This is a genomic window from Streptomyces sp. NPDC005794, assembly GCF_042871445.1.
GTDB lineage: Bacteria > Actinomycetota > Actinomycetes > Streptomycetales > Streptomycetaceae > Streptomyces.
Genome location: NZ_JBIAIN010000011.1, coordinates 17,152 through 36,427, shown reverse-complemented (window position 1 = coordinate 36,427; position 19,276 = coordinate 17,152). Strand labels below are relative to the sequence as shown.

Annotated in this window: 7 protein-coding genes and 1 pseudogene; 7 read left to right on the top strand and 1 reads right to left on the bottom strand. The window is 72.1% G+C overall.

The genetic code is table 11. The features are described from left to right. The first annotated feature begins 740 nt into the window (after nt 1-740). The 6 genes from ACFYQ5_RS18960 (at nt 741) to ACFYQ5_RS18935 (ending at nt 16,570) form a co-directional block, all read left to right on the top strand. A complete protein-coding gene (locus tag ACFYQ5_RS18960; protein WP_389198784.1) occupies nt 741-1,646 on the top strand; it encodes a sterol desaturase family protein in 906 nt (301 codons plus the stop codon). Nucleotides 1,647-1,773: 127 nt separating this feature from the next. Beyond that, entirely contained in the window at nt 1,774-11,100 is a 9,327-nt protein-coding gene (locus ACFYQ5_RS18955; RefSeq protein ID WP_389198782.1) for an amino acid adenylation domain-containing protein, read from the top strand. Then, on the top strand, nt 11,087-12,772 hold the full coding sequence (locus ACFYQ5_RS18950; RefSeq protein ID WP_389198780.1) for a phytoene desaturase family protein: 1,686 nt from the start codon (nt 11,087-11,089) through the stop codon (nt 12,770-12,772). Before ACFYQ5_RS18955 ends, ACFYQ5_RS18950 begins: the two co-directional genes overlap by 14 nt. Nucleotides 12,773-12,783: 11 nt before the next feature. Then, nucleotides 12,784-14,427: a phytoene desaturase family protein gene (locus ACFYQ5_RS18945; RefSeq protein WP_389199088.1), complete on the top strand. Its 1,644-nt coding sequence runs from the start codon at nt 12,784-12,786 to the stop codon at nt 14,425-14,427. Beyond that, nucleotides 14,424-15,479 carry an MDR family NADP-dependent oxidoreductase gene (locus tag ACFYQ5_RS18940; protein ID WP_389198779.1) on the top strand — a complete coding sequence of 352 codons (1,056 nt, stop codon included), beginning with the start codon at nt 14,424-14,426 and terminating at the stop codon, nt 15,477-15,479. Before ACFYQ5_RS18945 ends, ACFYQ5_RS18940 begins: the two co-directional genes overlap by 4 nt. Next, nucleotides 15,476-16,570 (top strand): Rieske 2Fe-2S domain-containing protein, encoded by a 1,095-nt coding sequence (locus ACFYQ5_RS18935; protein WP_389198777.1) that lies wholly within the window; start codon nt 15,476-15,478, stop codon nt 16,568-16,570. Before ACFYQ5_RS18940 ends, ACFYQ5_RS18935 begins: the two co-directional genes overlap by 4 nt. A 288-nt stretch (nt 16,571-16,858) precedes the next feature. Here ACFYQ5_RS18935 and ACFYQ5_RS18930 read toward each other — a convergent pair. Next, nucleotides 16,859-18,071 (bottom strand): annotated as a pseudogene (locus tag ACFYQ5_RS18930) (IS3 family transposase). 638 nt (nt 18,072-18,709) lie between these two features. On the opposite strand from ACFYQ5_RS18930, the gene ACFYQ5_RS18925 reads away from it, so the two are divergent. After that, complete coding sequence (locus ACFYQ5_RS18925; RefSeq protein WP_389198775.1) at nt 18,710-19,240, top strand: DUF6221 family protein; 531 nt, start codon at nt 18,710-18,712, stop codon at nt 19,238-19,240. Nucleotides 19,241-19,276 lie beyond the last annotated feature (36 nt).

Here is a 19,276-nt window from a genome sequence, read left to right as displayed (position 1 = left end):
TGGGGCCTCTGTGGGACTTTCGCGGGCTTTCTGGCCTCAGCAGCCCCGGCCGGGTCTCACCGAACACGGCGTCGATGGCGCCGCTACCGCGGGATCCGGCCCTGGGCAGGAAGTGGGCGTACTTTTTCACGGTAAACCCCGGGTCGGTGTGGCCGAGCCACCGCGTCAGGGAGAGCACCGATTCGCCGGCCTCCAGCTGCTCGGAGGCGTAGAAGTGTCGCAGGGCGTGAAACCCGTGCTCTCTGGACGGTTCCCACACGGGAGTCTCCGGCGGCCGGGGATCGTCCCGTGTTCGATCGCCTGCAACGTTGACGGGCCGCCAGGTTGGGTGGGCCTGTATACCCGGGCAATTCTCTCCTTGCGGGCTCCTGTGCGGTCCGGCCGCCCGAGTTGTACGGCTCGTGTTCCGCCCGTGGCCCCACACGCGCTCCCACGGGGCGATGGTTTCGGGCATATCCGCCGGGCCCGGGACCCCGCGGTAACCGTTCTCTACGCGGGTGGCGACCGGCATGGCCGGCGCCGCCCACGCGAGTGCGGAATCGTTACTTCCGGTCACCGGCACCCCGTGCCCTCCACCCCGCCCCACGGGCACCGAACAATGAAAATAACTTCTTCTTATAAATTACCCTCGTGCGCCCCCTTACCGCGCTGGCCAAAAAACGCCGTTCACTCATTCACGGCCCCTCACGTCCGCTGCTACTCTGCGAACTCCCTATTCGGAAGTGATGGAGATTCTCCGCATGGAAGATCGACCCGATACGGGGTCGCTGCCGGCGAATGCGTGGACCACCGGCGCGTCCGCCCGCGAGTGTCTCCGCTATGCCGCGTACCCGATTCTGCTCCTGTCCGCAGTCTGGCTCTTCACCTCGGTTCTGCGCTTCGACTGGGACCGGGGCCGGGCCGTCCAGCTCTTCCTGATCGGCACCATCGTCTATCTCGCGGCGCTGGAGCGGCTGATCCCGCACCGGACCGACTGGCACCCGAGCGGCCGGGAACTGTGCTGGTACGCAGCCTATTTCGGGTTCACCATGGCCGGCGCCGTGCTCGGCCAGTCGGTCGTCGCGGCCGTTCTGGCCGCGACCCCCGTCACGGGACCGGGGCTCACGCTCGGGGCCGAGGTGTCCCTCGCGCTGCTGGCCTCCTCACTGACCGGCTACCTCGCCCACCGCTGGGCGCATTCCAATCGGTGGCTGTGGAAGGTACACGGAATTCATCACGTCCCGGGAAAAGTGAACGTCGCCAATAACGGCGTCAACCACCTACTGGATGTCGCCTTCAAACAGGGCACGGTCCAATTGACACTGGGATTTCTCGGATTCTCCGCCGACTGCCTTTTCGCGGTGGCGCTCTTCACCCTTGTCCAAGGCTATTTCGTGCACGCGAACGTGGACGTCCGACTCGGTCCGCTCCACCACGTCCTGGCCAGCCCCGAGCAACACCGGCTGCACCACAGCGCCGACCTGGCCGAGGCCGGTCACTTCGGCGTGGACCTCTCGGTCTGGGACCGCCTCTTCGGCAGTTTCACCTGGCGACCCGACCGCCGCCCGGCGATCGTCGGTGTCAAGGACCCCGCCACGTTCCCGGAGACCGGCTCGATCGTCGCCAGCCTGCTCCACCCCGTGCGCCGCCCGCCCCACACCGCGTAGTCCCCCGTACCGCGCACACCCGCTCCGTACCGCGACCTCCCCGCCCCGTACCGCGCCGTACCGGCGTCGTGCCCCCATACGCCCCCGCCCGGCCCGTACCGAGGCGTCGTCTCCACCGGATTGGACCATGACGGACTCACCCAGCGCCGCCCACCGCGACAAGGTCGCCATCATCGGCATCGGCTGCCGGCTCCCCGGACACGCGGGTGACCACCGGTCCTTCTGGCGCAATCTGATCGAAGGACGGGACTGTCTCGTCCCCACCCCGGCGGACCGGTACGACACCACGACCCTCGGCAGCCGCGACCGGGCCAAGCCGGGCCGGCTGACCGGCGGCCGGGGCGGCTACATCGACGGCTTCGACGAGTTCGACCCCCGCTTCTTCGGGATCAGCCCGCGCGAGGCCGAGCACATGGACCCGCAGCAGCGCAAGCTCCTGGAGGTGTCCTGGGAGGCGCTGGAGGACGGCGGGCAGCGGCCCGCCGAACTGGCCGGGCGGGACGTCGGCGTCTTCATCGGCGCCTTCACCCTGGACTACAAGATCCTGCAGTTCGCCGACCTCGGCTTCGAGACGCTGGCCGCGCACACCGCGACCGGCACGATGATGACGATGGTCTCGAACCGCATCTCGCACTGCCTCGACTTCCGCGGCCCCAGCGTCTCGATCGACACGGCGTGCAGCTCCTCCCTGGTCGCGGTCCACCTGGCCTGCCAGAGCCTGCAGCGCGGCGAGAGCGAACTCGCCCTGGCCGGAGGTACCCTGCTGCACCTCGCGCCGCAGTACACCATCGCCGAGACCAAGGGCGGCTTCCTCTCGCCCGACGGACGCTCCCGCGCCTTCGACGCCTCCGCCGACGGCTACGTACGGGCCGAGGGCGTCGGCGTCGTGGTGCTCAAGCGCCTCTCGGACGCGCTGCGCGACGGCGACCCGGTGCACGCCGTGGTGATCGGCAGCGGGGTGAACCAGGACGGCCGCACCAACGGCATCACCGTGCCCAGCGCCGACGCCCAGGCCACGCTCATCGAGCGGGTCTGCGCCGAGGCGGGAGTGACACCGGGCAGCCTCCAGTACGTCGAGGCGCACGGCACCTCCACCCCCGTCGGCGACCCGATCGAAGCGCGGGCGCTGGGCCGGGTGCTGGCGCAGGGCCGGGCGCCCGGGGCGCGGTGCTACGTCGGCTCGGTCAAGACCAACATCGGGCACACGGAGGCCGCCGCCGGCGTCGCGGGCCTGATCAAGACGGCGCTGGCCCTCCGGCACCGCCGCATCCCACCGCACCTGAACCTCGAACAGCCCAACCCCGCCATCGACTTCGCCGCGCTGCCCTTCGAGATCCCGACCGCACCGGTCGACTGGCCGGAGCACGAGGGACCCGCGCGGGCAGGCGTCAACTCCTTCGGCTTCGGCGGCACCAACGCCCACGTCCTGCTGGAGGAGGCGCCGCCCCGCCCGCCGGAGGAGCCGCGCGCGACGGCCCGGACGCCCGCCCGCTCGGTCCTCCCGCTGAGCGCCCGGCACGCGTCGGGCCCGGCCGAACTGGCCGCGGGCGTCCGCCGCGAACTTGCCGCCGGAGTGCCCCTCGCGGACCTCGGGCACACCCTGGCCCACCGCCGCCAGCACTTCGAGGAGCGCCTCGCCGTCGTCCACTCCCCCCTCGGCCCGCCCGGCTCCCTCGACGAGGTACTGGCCGCCTGCGAGCGCGGGGAGCAGCACCCCCGGGCCGTGCGGGGCCGCCTCCGGGAGCCCGGGGCGCAGCGACTGGTGTGGGTGTTCACCGGCATGGGGCCGCAGTGGTGGGGCATGGGGCGCGAGCTCCTGGACGCCGAGCCCGTGTTCCGGGAGGCGGTCGAGCGCTGCGACCGGGAGGTCCGGCGCCAGGCGGGCTGGTCGCTGCTCGACGAGCTGACCCGGCCCGAGGCGGAGTCCCGGATGGCCGAGACCTGGCTCGCCCAGCCCGCCAACTTCGCCGTCCAGGCGGGGCTCGCGGCGCTGTGGGAACACCACGGGGTGCGGCCGGACGCCGTCGTCGGGCACAGCACCGGCGAGATCGCGGCCTTCCACCAGGCCGGGGTGTACGGCCTGGAGGACGCCGTCCGGATCGCGCTGGCGCGCAGCGCCCTCCAGCACCGGCTCGCGGGCACCGGCGTGATGCTGGCGGCGAACCTGTCCGAGGAGGAGGCCGAGCGGCTGGTCCGCCCGTACCGGGACCACGTGTCGGTCGCCGCCGTGAACAGCCCGGCGTCGGTGACGCTGTCCGGGGACCGGGACACCCTCGGGGAGCTCGCCGGGCGGCTGGAGCGGGAGCAGGTCTTCGCCCGGTTCCTCGACGTCGAAGTGCCGTACCACAGCGTGCGGATGGACCCGATCGAGGCCGAGCTGCACGAGGCGCTGGCCGGGATCGCGCCGCGCGCCGCCGGTCTCCCGCTGTATCTGACCACCCGCGAGGGGCGTGCGCGGGGGCCGGAGCTGGACGCCGCGTACTGGTGGGAGAACGTCCGGCGACCCGTCCGGTTCCGTGCCGCGGTCGACCGGCTGGTCGACGACGGGTACACGCTGTTCCTGGAGATCGGTCCGCACCCGGTGCTCGGCCACTCTATCCGGGAGTGCCTGGAGGGCCGGGCCGTCGAGGGGGTGACGCTGCCGTCGATCCGGCGCCGGGAGGACGAGCCCGAGCGGTTCGCCCGCTCCCTCGCGGAGCTGTACACGCTGGGCGTCGACGTGGACTGGTCGGTGCTCCAGCCCGTGGGGCGGCCGGTGCCGCTGCCGGGCTATCCGTGGCAGCGGGAGCGGTACTGGGTGGAGCCCGCGCCGGTGGAGCAGATCCGGCTCGGCCGGCTGGACCACCCGCTGCTCGGCCGGCGGACCTCCGCGCTGCAGCCGACCTGGGAGAGCCGCCTGGACACCGAGCGGCTGCCGTACCTGGCCGACCACCGGATCGAGGACAGCACGGTCTTCCCGGCCGCCGGGTACCTGGAGATGGCCGCGCAGGCGGTCCGGGTGCTGACCGGCGGCGACACGGCGACCCTGGCCGACGTCGAGTTCTCCCGGGCCCTGTTCCTGCCCGACGGCGAGGCGACGACCGTCCAGCTGGCCTTCGCGCCGGAGGAGGCCGGGTTCACCATCGCCTCCCTCGCCGGTTCCGGGACCGGGGCTCCGGACCGTACGGTCCACGCGAGCGGGGTCGTCCGCACCGGGCAGCCACGCCGGCTCGCGGAACCGCTGGACACGGACGCGGTACGGGCGCGGGCGGGGCGTCGGCTCGACCGGGAGGCGTGCTACGGCGAGCTGGCGGCGCTCGGCTACCACTACGGCCCGGCGTTCCGGGCGATCGCCGAGGTGTGGACGGCGCCCGGCGAGGCGCTGTCGCTGATCCGGCCCACCCCGGGCATGGGCGACGGGGCCGCGGACTGCCATGTGCACCCCGTGCTCCTGGACGCCTGCTTCCAGACCATGCTCACCGCGATGACGCCGGACGACGGCCGGTCCGCCGGGATCCGGCTGCCCGTCGGCATCGCGGAGCTGCGGCTGGACGCGGTCGGCGACCGGGCCCTGTGGGCGCACGCGACGGTGACCGCGGAGAGCGACGAGGAACTGGTCGGCGACCTCGCCCTGTACGCCGAGGACGGGACGCCGCTCGGCCGGATCAGCGGCTTCCGCGCGGCGGCGGTGGACCGGGTGGCCTCCTCGGTGAAGCTCGGCACCATCGACGGCTGGCTGGCCGAGGTGGTCTGGGAGGAGACGCCCACCGAGGCGCCGGAGGACGGCGGGACCGCCGAGGGGACCGGGGACGGGCCCGACGGCTCCCCCGCGCACGACCTGGTGGTCTTCGCCGACGAGGGCGGGCTCGGCGCCCGGATGGCCGAGGCGGTCGTGGCGCGCGGCGGGCGGTGCCGGCTGGTCCGCCCGGGCAGCCGATACCGAAGCGGGGCCCGGCACATGACCGTGCGACCCGATTCGGCGGCCGATCTGCGCAGGCTGTTCGACGAACTCGGGCCGGGGTTCGGAGCCGTGGTGCATCTGTGGAACCTCGATCTGCCCCCGCTGGACACGGTCGGCGCGGCGGACCTCGACGGGATCGGCACGGTCGGCGGCTACTCGCTCGTCCTGCTCGCCCAGGTGCTGCCCGAGGCGTGCCCGGAGGGGCGCCTGCACATCGTTACCCGGGGCGCCCAGGCAGTGGTGCCGGGCGAGCCGGTGGAGCCGTTCGGCGCGCCCGCCTGGGGCATCGGCCGGGTGCTGTGGCAGCAGGAGCTCACCGGTCACAGCGGCAAACTGATCGATCTCGACCCGGCCGGGGGTCCCGGCGAGGCCGAGGTGCTGCTGCGCGCGCTCACGGCGGGCGACGGCGAGGGCGAGATCGCGCTGCGGTCCGGGCGGCGGCACCTCAGCCGGCTGCGTCCGCCCGCGGGGCTGACCCGTCCGCTGCCGCTGCGGCTGCGCGCGGACGGCGCCTATCTGGTCACGGGCGCGTTCGGGGCGCTGGGGCGGCTGCTCTGCCGCACCCTGGTACGGCGCGGGGCCCGGCGCCTGGTCCTGCTCGGCCGCACCGGCGTGCCGGAGCGCGGCGCGTGGCGGGGGCTCGATCCGGGCGGCCCCGAGGGGCGGCGGGTCGCGTTCCTGCGCGAGCTCGAAGCGCTCGGCGCAGAGGTGCTGGTCGCCGCGGCAGACGTGACCGACGCGGCGGCCATGGAGGGCTGGCTGGCCGGGCGTCGGGCCGCCGGTCTGCCGCCGGTGCGGGGCGTGTTCCACCTCGCGGGACAGGTGCGGGACGTCCTGCTGCCGTCGTTGGACCGCGAAGCGTTCGACGCGGGCTACGGGCCGAAGGTGCACGGCGGGTACCTGCTGCACCGGCTGCTGCGCGACGAGCCGGTCGAGCACTTCGTACTGTTCGCGTCGGTCGCCTCGCTGCTGACCACGGCCGGTCAGGTCAACTACGCGGCCGGGAACGCGTTCCTGGACGCGCTCGCCCATCACCGCCGGGCGCTCGGTCTACCCGCGCTCAGCCTGGACTGGGGGCCGTGGGCCACCGGCATGATCGAGGAGCTCGGACTGGTCGCCCACTACCGGGACGCGCGCGGGATGAGCTCGCTGGCGCCGGAGGCGGGCATGGCGGTCCTGGAGCGGGTGATCGGGCAGGACCGGGCCCAGTTGCTGGTGGCCGCGGTGGTGGACTGGCCGGTGTTCCTGTCCTGGTATCCCACCCCGCCGCCGCTGGTGTCGGCGCTCGCCGCCGCGGCGGCGCGGGAGGTCCCGGCGGGGCAGGGCGGCAGTCTGCTCGACGCGTTCCGCGCCGCCGACGAGGCGGCGCGTACGGCGTTGGTGGCCGAGCGGTTCGCGGCCCTCGCGGCGGGTGTGCTGCGGGTGCGGCCGGAGCTGGTCGACGCGGACGCCCGGCTCGGCTCGCTCGGTCTGGACTCGCTGCTCGCCATGGAGCTGCGGGCCCGGACCCACACCGAGCTGGGGGTCTCGCTGCCGGTGGTGGCGCTGCTCAGCAATGGGCCGGTGAGCGAGCTGACCGAGCGGCTGCACGCGGGGATGACCGAGCTCGCGGCGGCCGGGGGTCCGGTGGCGGAGACGGCGGTGGAGTTGTTCACCGACGAGGCATGCTACCCACTCACCCACAACCAGCAGGCCCTGTGGTTCCTTCGGCAGCTCAATCCGGACGGCTTCGCGTACAACATCGGCGGCGCGGTGGAGGTGCGCGCGGAGCTCGACCCGGAGCTGCTGTTCGATGCCTTCCGGACGCTGATCGCCCGGCATCCGAGCCTGCGCGTCAACATCACCACCGAGGACGGGCGTCCGGTCCAGCGGGTGCGGCCCGAGGCCATCGCCGACACCGGTCTTCTCGATGTGTCCGGGCTGACCTGGGACGAGGTCCGCGCCCGGCTGGTAGCGGAGTACCGCAGGCCGTACGACCTGGAGCGGGATCCTCTGGTGCGGCTGCGGCTGTTCCGGCGGGCCCCGGACCGCTGGGTGCTGATGAAGGCGGTCCACCACATCGTCTCGGACGCGATCTCCACCTTCACCTTCATCGAGGAGCTGTTCGAGGTCTACCACGGGATGCGCACCGGCCGGCCGGCGGAGCTGGCCCCGGTCCGGGCCTGCTACCTGGACTTCCTCAACCGGCGGATCCGCTTCCTGGCCGGGCCCGAGGCGCGGCGGATGCTGGAGTACTGGCGGGAGCACCTGCCGCGGGAGGTCCCGGCGCTCGAACTGCCCACCGACCGGCCGCGCCCGCCGGTGCAGACCGACAACGGCGCCTCCGAGTTCTTCCAGCTCGACGACGAGCTCAGCGCCCGGGTGCAGACGCTGGCCCGGGAGCACAACGTCACCGTGTTCACGGTGCTGCTCACCGCGTACTACCTGCTGCTGCACCGCTGGTCGGGGCAGGACGAGATCGTGGTCGGCAGCCCCGTCACCGGGCGCACCGAGGAGGAGTTCGCCTCCGTCTACGGCTACTTCGTCAATCCGCTGCCGCTGCACGTGAGCCTGGCCGGGGAGCCGTCGGTGGCCGAGCTGCTGGGCCGGGTGCGGGACACGGTCCTCGGGGGCCTCGACAATCAGGAGTACCCGTTCGTGCTGCTCGTGGAGCAGTTGGGCCTCCAGCACGACCCGAGCCGCTCGGCGGTCTTCCAGGCGATGTTCATCCTGCTCACCCACAAGGTGGCCGTGGAGCGCTTCGGGTACACACTGGAGTACATCGAACTCCCCGAGGAAGAGGGGCAGTTCGATGTCACGCTGTCCGCGTACGAGGACCGGTCCGACGGGCGCTTCCACTGCGTGCTGAAGTACAACACCGACCTGTTCGACGCGGCGACGGTGCGTCGGATGGCCGCGCACTACCGGAACCTCCTCGACGGCCTGACCCGCGCGGAGGGCGAGCGCCCGGCGGGACGGCTGCCGATGCTGGGGGCCGGGGAACGGGAGCGGATCGTCACCGGGTTCGGCGGCGTCGGCCGACGGATCGACCACGACGTGCCGGTGCACGAGCTGATCGGGAAGATCGTCGCGCAGTTCCCGGAGGCGGTCGCGGTGTCCGTGCCGGGCGGGCGGCGGCTCGGCTACCGGGAGTTGGACCAGCGCTCGCGGCGCGTGGCGGCCTCGCTGCGCGAACGCGGCGTCGGCGCCGGGACGGTGGTGGCGGTGCGTATTGCGAAGTCGCCGGAGCTGGTGATCGCGCTGCTCGCGGTGTGGCGGGCCGGGGGCGCGTATCTGCCGCTGGACCCGGACCATCCGGCGGAGCGGCTGGCCGAGCTGATGGAGAACGCCGGGGCCACGCTGGTTCTGACCGACGGGCGGCGGGGCCAGGCGGCCCGGCTGCCGGGACGGCCGGTCACCCTCGACGAGCTGGACCGGCCGGGGACCGAGGAGCGGCCGGAGCCGGCCGTGGGCCTCGACCAGGCGGCATACGTGATCCACACCTCGGGTTCCACCGGCCGCCCCAAGGCAGTGCGGGTCAGCCACCGCAACCTGGCCTCGGTGTTCGTCGCCTGGCAGCAGGAGTACCGGCTGGACACCGACGTCCGGGTGCACCTGCAGATGGCGGGCGTCTCCTTCGACGTGTTCACCGGGGACCTGGTCCGGGCGCTGTGTTCGGGCGGGACGCTGGTCCTCGTCGACCGGGACCTCCTCTTCGACACCGCCCGGCTCTACCGGACCATGCGCGCGGAGGGCGTGGACTGCGGCGAGTTCGTGCCGTCGGTGGCGCGCGGGCTGCTGGCGCACTGCGAGCGGGAGGGGCTGGGCCTGGAGTTCATGCGCCTGGTGATCGTCGGCTCGGACGCCTGGCGGGCGGGCGAGCACCGGAGGCTCGTCGCGCTGTGCGGGCCGGGGACCCGGGTGGTCAACTCGTACGGGCTGACCGAGGCCACCATCGACAGCGCCTACTACGAGGGGCCGGCGGAGGGGCTGGAGCCGGGCCGGGTGGTGCCGGTCGGCCGGCCGCTGCCCAACAGCGAGCTGTACGTCCTCGACCGGCACGGCGAGCCGGTGCCGCCGGGGGTGGCCGGTGAGCTGTGGATCGGCGGCGCCGGCGTCGCCGACCGCTACCTGGGCGATCCGGAGCGGACGGCCGAGCGGTTCGTGACCCTCGAACCGGGCGGCGAACCCGTACGGCTGTACCGGACGGGGGACCTCGGGCACTGGGACGCGGAGGGGGTGCTGCACCTCCTCGGGCGGGCCGACGGGCAGGTGAAGGTGCGCGGCCACCGGGTGGAGACCGGGGAGATCGAGGCGCGGCTGGCCGCCCGGCCCGAGCTGGCGCAGGTGTGCGTGACGGTACGGCGGGACGAGACGGGCGAGAACGTGCTGTGCGCCTACTGCGTGCCCGCGCCGGGCGCGGTGGCCGACCCCCGGGAGCTGCGCCGCCACCTCGCGGAGCAGCTGCCGACGTATCTGATCCCGGCGCACTTCACGGAGCTGTCCGCGCTGCCGCTGACCGCGAACGGCAAGGTCGATCTCGGCGCGCTGCCGGAGCCGCGCGCGGAGGCGGGACCGGAGAGGTACGAACCGCCGGTGACACTGTACGAGACGCGGATGGCGGCGCACTGGCGGTCGCTGCTCGGGCTGGAGCGGCCGGGGCTGCGGGACGACTTCTTCGAGGCGGGCGGCAGTTCGATCAAGCTGATCGAACTGATCCACCACCTGCGGACCGAGTTCAACGCGTCCGTGCCGGTCGGGCGGCTGTTCCAGACCAGCACCCTGCACGGCATGGCCCGCACCCTGGAGGACGTCGTCACCGGGCGGCTGCCCGGCGCCGAGCCGTACCTGTGGTTCAACCCGGGCGCGGACCCGGCGGCGACGGTGTTCTGCCTGCCGCCCGCGGGCGGGCACGGGCTGGTGTACCGGCAGCTCGCGGCGCGGCTGCCCGAGCACCGCTTCGCCGCGTTCAACTACCTGTCGGGTCCGGACAAGGCGGCCCGGTACGCGGATCTGGCCGAGGAGCTGCACCCGGGCGGGCCGTACACGCTGCTCGGTTACTCCCTCGGCGGCAACCTCGCGTTCGAGATCGCCGGGGAGCTGGAGCGGCGGGGCCGCGCGGTGGACCTCGTGCTGATCATGGACTCGTACCGGATCGCCGAGGCCGTCGCCCTCGGCGAGGAGCACCTGGTCGAGTTCGAGGCGGAGCTCGCTGAGCACTTGCGGCGGCACACCGGTTCCGAGATCGTCGCCCGGGAGACCGTGGAGCAGGCCCGCGAGTACCTGGCGCACTGCGGTGCTCACCCGTCGCTCGGTGTGCTCGGCGCGCCGATCGCGGTGATCTCCGACCAGGACAAGCTGCTCCGCTTCGCGGCGGACGAGCCCGGCGGCTGGCACGGGGTCACCGCCGCCGGGTGCACCGTACGCGAGGGGCACGGGCGGCACGCCGAGATGCTCGACGGGTCGTTCCTCGACGGGAACGCGGAGCTGGTCCGGGCGCTGCTGGCGGGAGGTGCCGCGGATGGGCGTGCGTGACGGCGGGCCCCGTTGGGAGGCCCGGCCTCCCGGCGGGCGGCCCCGGGTGATCATCATCGGCGCGGGCATGTCGGGTCTGGCCGCCGGCTGCTACGCGCAGATGAGTGGGCTGGAGAGCCGGATCTTCGAGAAGCACGTGCTGCCAGGGGGCTGCTGCACCGCCTGGGCTCGGCAGGGCTACCTCTTCGACTACTGCATCGACTGGCTGATCGGCACGGCACCCGGGACCGGGGCGAACGACGTGTGGCGCGAGCTCGGGGCGCTGGACGGGAAGCGGATCACCCATTTCGACCAGTTCAACCGGGTGGTGACGGAGGACGGCCGGTCCGTCACGTTCTACAACGACCCGGACCGGCTCCAGAAGCACCTGCTGGAGCTCTCGCCCGGCGACGAGCGCCTGATCCGGGCGTTCTGCCGGGACCTCAGGCGCTTCGCGGGGCTCGCCCCGCACTGGGAGCTGAAGCCGTCGCCGCTGAAGTCCCTGACGGAGAAGGCGCGAACGCTGCTCGCGATCCTGCCGGCGTTCCGGCTGTACTGGCGCACCGCGGCCACGCCGATGCGCCGGTTCGCGGACCGCTTCGAGGACCCGCTGCTGCGCCAGGCGTTCCCGAACATGTTCCTCCAGGAGCTGACCGGCTTCCCGCTGCTCCCCTTCCTCTTCACGATGTCCTGCGCCTTCAACGGCAACGCGGGCTTCCCGGAGGGCGGTTCGCTGGGTCTGGCCCGGTCGGTGGAGGAGCGGTACACGGGGCTCGGCGGGCACATCGGCTACCGCGCCCGGGTGGAGCGGATCCTCGTCGAGGACGGGCGGGCGGTCGGCGTACGGCTGCGGGACGGGCAGGAGCACTTCGCCGACCATGTGATCGCCGCCTGCGACGGGCCGACGGTGCTGGACCGACTGCTGGAGGGGCGGTGGAGCAGCCCGCGCACCGAGCGGCTGTACACGGAGCTGCTGGACCGGCCGGACAACCTGTACCCGGCGGTGGTCTCCGCGTTCGTCGGGATCGACGGCCCGCTGCCCGCCGGTGAGCCACACAGCACCACGTACCTCCTCGGTCCGGAGCGGGGCGCGGCGCTGCCGGGGAGCCTCCAGCACAGTCTGGTGGTGCAGCGGCGGTCCGACTACGCCGACGGCTTCGCGCCGGCCGGGAAGTCGGTGCTGCACTGCACGTACTTCACCGACCACCGGTCCTGGCAGGATCTGCGGAAGGCGGACCGGCGGGCGTACCGGGAGCGCAAGCAGGAGGTCGTCGAATTCCTGCGGGGCTTCCTGGCCGAGCGTCATCCGGGCCTCGAGGAGCGGATCGAGCTGGTGGACGTGGCGACGCCGGCGACGACGGAGCGGTACACCGGCAACACCTACGGCAGCATCCTGGCCTGGAAGGCGTTCTCCGAGGCCGACGACGTGTCGACCGCGCTGGTGGACCGGGACCGGATGCGGCTGCCGGGGCTGAGCGGCTTCTCGATGGCCGGGCAGTGGACCGGGATGGGCGGCCTGATCCGGGCCGCGACCAGCGGCCGGTACGCGGTCCAGTTCCTCTGCGACGAGCTGGGCCGGGAGTTCCGGGCCTGGCCGAGCGAGGGTGCCGGGCCGTGGCATCCCGGGAAGCTGGGCCGGCTGCCACGACTCGAACAGCGGGGCGACGCCGGGAAGGCGGCGGTGGCCGAATGACCAGAAGGACCATGCTGATCGTCGGCGGAGGGCTCGGCGGGCTCTCCACCGGCTGCTACGCCCAGATGAACGGCTATCGCAGCAGGGTGCTGGAGATGCACGAGATCCCGGGCGGCTCCTGCACGGCCTGGGACCGGGGCGACTTCACCCTCGACTGCTGTGTGAGCTGGCTGCTCGGCAGCGGGCCGGGCAACGAGATGCACCAGATCTGGCTGGAGCTCGGCGCGCTCCAGGGCAAGCGGATGCGCAACTTCGACGTGTTCAACACGGTGCGCGGCCGGGACGGGCGGACGGTCCACTTCTACTCCGATCCGGACCGCCTCGAAGCGCACCTGCTCGCCCTCTCCCCCGGCGACGCCCGGGTGATCCGCGACTTCTGCGCCGGGCTGCGGACCTTCCGCAAGGCACTGGCCCGCTACCCGTTCCTCACCCCGGTCGGGCTCATGGGCCGCCTGGAGCGCTGGCGGATGCTGGCGTCCTTGGTCCCCTACTTCAACGTGATCCGGCGCTCCATCGGCACGCTGATGCGGGACTACTCGCAGCGCTTCCGGGACCCGCTGCTGCGCGAGGCGTTCAACTTCATCCTGTACGAGAAGCATCCCAACTTCCCCGTGCTGCCGTTCTACTTCCAGCTCGCGGCGCACGCCGACGCCTCGGCCGGTGTCCCCGAGGGCGGCTCGCTGGGCCTGGCCCGCTCGGTCGAGGAGCGCTACCGGGGGCTCGGCGGCGAGGTCATGTACAACGCCAGGGTCGTGGAGATCCTGGTGGAGAACGACCGGGCGGCCGGGGTCCGGCTGAGCGACGGCACGGAGCTGCGGGCGGACATCGTGGTCTCCGCCTGCGACGGGCGCACCACGCTCCTCGACCTGCTGAAGGGCCGCTACCTCACCGACACGTACCGGGAGCTGTACACCCGGACCATCACGGAACCCGACATGGTCTTCCCCGGCTACCTCACGGTCTTCCTGGGGCTGCGCCGGCCCTTCCCGGACGGCGAGCCCTGCACCACGTACCTCCTGGAGGACGCGGTCGCGGAACGGCTCACCGGCATCCGGCACCCCAGCGTCAACGTGCAGTTCCGCAGCCGCCACTACCCGGAGCTGTCGCCGCCGGGCACCTCCGTGGTGTACGCCACGTACTTCTGCGACATCGCGCCGTGGCGGGAGCTGAGCACCGGTCCCGAGCAGTTCACCCGAATCCGCCGCGGCGAGGAGCTGCACACACTGCCGGTCGGGCGCGGGCGCGACTACCAGCGGGCCAAGCGGCAGGTGCGGGACACGATCGTGGACTTCCTCGACGAGCGGCACCCCGGGCTGCGGGACGCGATCATGGTGCGGGACGTGTCCACCCCGCTCACCCAGGTCCGCTACACCGGCAACTACGACGGCACGGTGCTCGGCTGGCAGCCGTTCGTGGACGGCGGCGAGACCGTGGAGCAGGAGGTCAAGCGACACGGTCCGGGACTGCCGGGGCTCGCGGACTTCTATCTGTCCGGCGTCTGGGCCACCACCGGCGGCCTGATCCGGGCCGCGGCCTCGGGACGGCACGTCATGCACTTCGTCTGCCGCGACGACGGGCGGCCGTTCACCGCCTCCGTCGACGACAGCGCCCCTCTCCCCGTACAACTCATCGAACCCGCAGGAGCGACCCCGTGAAGACCGAGAAGTGGATCGTCAGCGAGCACACCGACGGCGTGCCGGACGTGGACCGGATGTACGTGAAGGTGGTGGAGGAGCTCGACACCGACCTGGCCGAGGACGAGATGCTGCTGCGCACGCGGTACGTCTCCGTCGACCCGTACCTCCACGGGATCGCCCTGGACACCCCGGTGGGCGACCACATGGGCGCCGACTCGATCATGGAGGTGCTGGCGGCCGGACCGCGGGCGATGTTCGGCGTCGGGGACCTCGTGCAGGGCTTCGGCGGCTGGCGCACCCACCTGGTCAGTAACGGCGCGGGGGCGCTGTGGCAGACCGGCACGTTCCCGATGGTCTTCCCCGCGTACCGGAAGCTGGACCCGGCCCACTACGACGAGGCGCTGCCGCTGAGCACCGCGCTCGGCATCCTCGGCGGCGCCGGGATGACCGCGTGGGGCGCCCTCACCACCTTCCTGGCCGTACGACCCGGCGACACGGTCCTGATCAGCGGCGCATCCGGCGCGATCGGCACGCTGGTCGGGCAGCTGGCGAAGCGGGCGGGCGCGCGGGTGGTGGGCACGACCGGTTCGCCGGAGAAGGCGGCGCGGCTGACGGCGCTCGGCTTCGACGCCGTCGTCGTCTTCCGGCACGGCGGGGACCCGGCGCAGCTCCGCGAGGACCTGGCGAAGGCGGCTCCTGGCGGCGTCGACCGGTACTTCGACAACCTCGGCGGGGTCATGACCGACACCGTCTTCACGATGCTCACCGTGGACAGCCGGGTCGCGGTGTGCTGGCAGTGGGCGAGCCAGGTCGGCGGCGAGTGGACCGGGCCCCGGCTGCTGCCGTACATCATGTTCCCGCGCACGACGATCCGCGGGATCTTCGCGCTGGAGTGGTTCACCGAGGACAACTGGGCGGCGCTGCACGCCGAGCTGGGGCCGCTGGTGCGCGCCGGCGAGATCCGCTACCAGCAGACCGTGCACCACGGCTTCGACTCCATTCCCGCCGCCTACCGCAGCCTGTACACCGACCGCGCGGCGTCCTTCGGCAAGGTGCTGGTCGAGCTGTGAGGCGCGGCCACACCCGGGCGCTCACGGAGGGCCCGAGCCCGGCCGACGCGCACGAGCCAGTCCTGCCGTACCCCGACGGCTGGTTCTCGGTGGCGTTCTCCTCGGAGGTGGTGCGGGGGGCGCTGCTGACCCGGCCGCTCCAGGGCGAGGACGTGGTGCTCTACCGGCTCCGCGACGGCGAGGTGCGGGCGGTCCGCCCGTACTGCCCGCACCTGGGGGCGCACCTCGGGCTCGGCGCGCTGGAGGGCGACGAGCTGCTGTGCCCCTTCCACCGCTTCGCCTTCGGCCCGGACGGCGCCTGCACGCGGACGGGGTACGGCACGCCCCCTCCGCCGTCCTCGGACCTGACCCTGCTGCCGGTGCGCGAGGTCGACGGCGCCGTCTTCGTGTGGCGGCACCACGACGGGCGGGCTCCGGACTGGGAGCTCACGCCCTGGCACACGCTCGGGACGCGGGCGCCGCGGTTGGCCGCGTGGGAGATGGCGGGGCACAGCCAGGACGTGGTCGAGAACACGGTGGACATCGGGCACTTCACGCCGCTGCACGGCTGGGGCGCGTCGGAGGTAGCCGAGCCGGCGGTCTTCGAGGGGCGGTCCTTCCGGATCTCGGTGCGCTCCGAGGAGCGGGTGCCGCTGCTGGGCGCGAGTCCGCTGGAGGTGACGCTGGAGGGCAACGGGATCAGCCGGGTGCACGTGTGCACGGCGCTCCCTCGGTTCGGGGTGCGCACCTGTGCCGTATACACGACCACGATGATCGCGCCCGCGGCTTTCCAGCTGCGCCAGACGAGCCGCTTCGAGGTGGCCGAGCCGACCGCCCTCCCGGCCCCGCTGGCCCGCTGGGTGAGCGGCTCGGTACACCGGCTGCTGGCGGGTGTGATGTTCCGGGGCAACTGCGCTTTCGTGTCCCAGGACTTCCCGGTCTGGGCGACGAAGCGGTACGTGTCTCCGCCCCGGCTGGCCCGCGGCGACGGCCCGATCGGCCCGTTCCGCCACTGGGCCCGGCAGTTCTACCCGCCGGACCGGCTGCGGGCGCGGGTGCCGTCGTCGGTGATGCGGGGAGCGGCCGGGGAAGCGGAGAACAGGGTGACGTAGCCTGGCCGCTCCGAGAAGCCGGGGGCGGGGGCTTCGCCGGACGGGAGGACGGGGCGGTTCGGATGACGGCGGGGCGTCAGGCGCTCCGCCGCGCCTGGTGCTCTTCGAGCGCGAGGACCTGAGGCACATCTCACCGGCGCGGAGTGGACCGACGACGAAGCCTTCGCCGCCTACGGGCTCGATGACTCCACCATCACCGCGCTTCGCACCTGAGCCCTGGAATGGGCCGACGACCTGGCAGGCCGTTTACTCGAAGAGACGGGCCTTGACCCCGGAGTTTGAACACATCTATGCGGCTTGGGCCAGGGTAGTTGATAGTGGGTGGAAGGTGGTCTCGTAGGCGATCGGGGAGCGTTGTCCGAGGTGGGAATGCCGGCGTCGGGTGTTGTATCGGGTCAGCCATCGGAAGGCGTCGAGCCGGGCCTCACGCTCGCTTGACCAGCCCCTTCGCCCCTTCAGCGTCTCTCTTTTGAAGGTCGCGTTGAACGACTCCGCCAGTGCGTTGTCCGCGCTGGACCCGACCGCGCTCATGCTCTGACGGACCCCTGCTGACCTGCAGGCTTCGGCGAATTCTCGGCTCGTGTATTGGGCGAGTTCAACCGGTCGATGCATCACCGCCCCGGCCAGGCTCCCGCGGGTCCGCTCGGCGGCGGCCAGGGCGTCGGTAACGAGTTCGGTCCGCATGTGATCGGCGACTGCCCACCCCGCCAGGCGTCTCGAGCAGAGGTCGATGACGGTCGCGAGACAGCAGAACTTTCCGCCACCGATACTCAGGTAGGTGATGTCGCCGACGTACTTCGTGTTCGGGGCCGTGGCGGTGAAGTCACGCCCGATCAGGTCCGGCGCCTTCGGCGCGGCCGGGTCCGTGACGGTGGTACGGTGCCGACGCCGCAGCCGGACGCCCTCGAGCCCGATCGTCCGCATGATCCTCGCAACCCGCTTGTGGTTGACCGCCTGGTCGCCGTCGTCGCGGAGCTCAGCGGTGATCCTCGGAGCGCCGTAGGTGCCGTCGGAGTCCTCGTGGACCTTGCGTATCCGGGCGGCGAGTTGGGCGTCAGCGGCCTGCCGGGCCACCCTGGCAGGGCGGTCCGGCGCCAGTAACAGAAGCTCGAGCGGGAGATCCCGAGAATGTCACAGAGCCGCTTGACGCCGAACCGGCGCTGATGATCTTCAACGAACTGGCAGCGGGTCACCAGCGCGTCTCCGTCGCGAAATACCGGGCCGCCTTGCGGAGGATGTCGCGTTCTTCCTCCAGCTCGCGGATCCTCTTGCGCGCGGCGGCCAGCTCCGCCTGAACCACCTCTCCGCCAGGCTGCGGCGCGGCCGCAGATGCGGAGTGGGCGCCGGCACGGCGTCCGTCGGCGGCCCGGATCCAGTTCCGCAGCGTCTCGGTGTTCACCCCGAGATCGGTGGCAACCGACTTGATCGTCGCTCCCGGACGCGACCGGTAGAGCGCCGCCGCGTCCGCCTTGAACTCGGTGGGATAGTGCTTCATCCCCACAGGGACTCCGTTCTCCCGGACCATCAAGATCCAAGTCTCTCCGGTGTCCAAACTCCGGGGTCAGGGCCCGTCCCCAACTGGTCCCCAAAAATGATCAAGGGCCGGTTTCGGATTGCTCCGAAACCGGCCCTGACCTACGACTGTCTCCAGTCGGGACGACAGGATTTGAACCTGCGACCCCTTGACCCCCAGGAGTAAGGGTCAAGGGTATTTTCTGGATATAGAGGACTTAATCCGGGCGCGAGTTGTGCGTGTAGGCATGCCTCGTGCACCACCGCGCGTAGCGTGTGGTCCCCAACTGGTCCCCACGCGCCCCCTTCCCATTGTCCGGCCGACGCCTCGCGCGAGCACCTCAAGCTCCTTCGAGATCGCAACCCTCCGACCACCTACGGGGTCATCAGGGTGGCCCCGGGGCCGGGTCATAGGGTTGAGGACCTCCGCTGCCGTTCCCACGTAACAGCCAAGAGTGCGCTCGCTCGGTCACGCAGCAGTCCACGCCAGCCGCGATCTCGGCCTTTGCTTCGACCCTAAGCGGGCGTCCCAGAGCACCCGTTCCCCTCTCCTTCCTCGAACGATGCGGTGCCAGTAGAACCAGCTACTGTGGCGGCGCACCGGATTACTCGGGGAGGGTGACGGGGATGGCAGCCAGCAATAGGTACGGCGCCCTGTGCGCCGCCGAGTTGTGCGCGACTTATGTGCCGCCCGGTGGCGGCATTCTGGTCCGTGGCGAAATCGGCTGGCTTACCTATTGCCCCGACGACGACCCTGCCCTTGGGCCCCGCAGATTCTCGGCCAACCCCGATGAGCGTGACCATGAGCCGATGATCGCCTTCCTTCTTGCTCGCCTTGACGAGGAGGAGGCCACTGCCGGAGCCGCAGGTATCACCCATTGGCGGCATTGGCCGGCCCGTAGTCGGAGGGTCGTCGACGACCACGACGAGCTGGTTGTCGCCTGTCCGCTGCGGGATGTTGCCGATCAGATCGCCACCTGGGACCCAATGTCAGCCGTGGCGAACATCGAAGCCCGCCGTATGGTGCTGGATCTGTACGAACAAGCCGCACTGGGGCCCGCACACAACGCCCTCCGCCAGGCGGTACAGGCGCTGGTGATGACCTACCGCGATCATGTCGACTACGACATCTCATGGACTCTGCGCCAACAGCTGTAGTCTCGCGCCCCGAGTCAGGTGGACCGTACAGTCGGG

Excerpts from the sequence above, each read along its gene's own strand:
- ACFYQ5_RS18960 (WP_389198784.1), top strand. The coding sequence starts at position 741 with ATGGAAGATCGACCCGATACGGGGTCGCTGCCGGCGAATGCGTGGACC.
- ACFYQ5_RS18955 (WP_389198782.1), top strand. The coding sequence starts at position 1,774 with ATGACGGACTCACCCAGCGCCGCCCACCGCGACAAGGTCGCCATCATC.
- ACFYQ5_RS18950 (WP_389198780.1), top strand. The coding sequence starts at position 11,087 with ATGGGCGTGCGTGACGGCGGGCCCCGTTGGGAGGCCCGGCCTCCCGGC.
- ACFYQ5_RS18945 (WP_389199088.1), top strand. The coding sequence starts at position 12,784 with ATGCTGATCGTCGGCGGAGGGCTCGGCGGGCTCTCCACCGGCTGCTAC.
- ACFYQ5_RS18925 (WP_389198775.1), top strand. The coding sequence starts at position 18,710 with ATGGCAGCCAGCAATAGGTACGGCGCCCTGTGCGCCGCCGAGTTGTGC.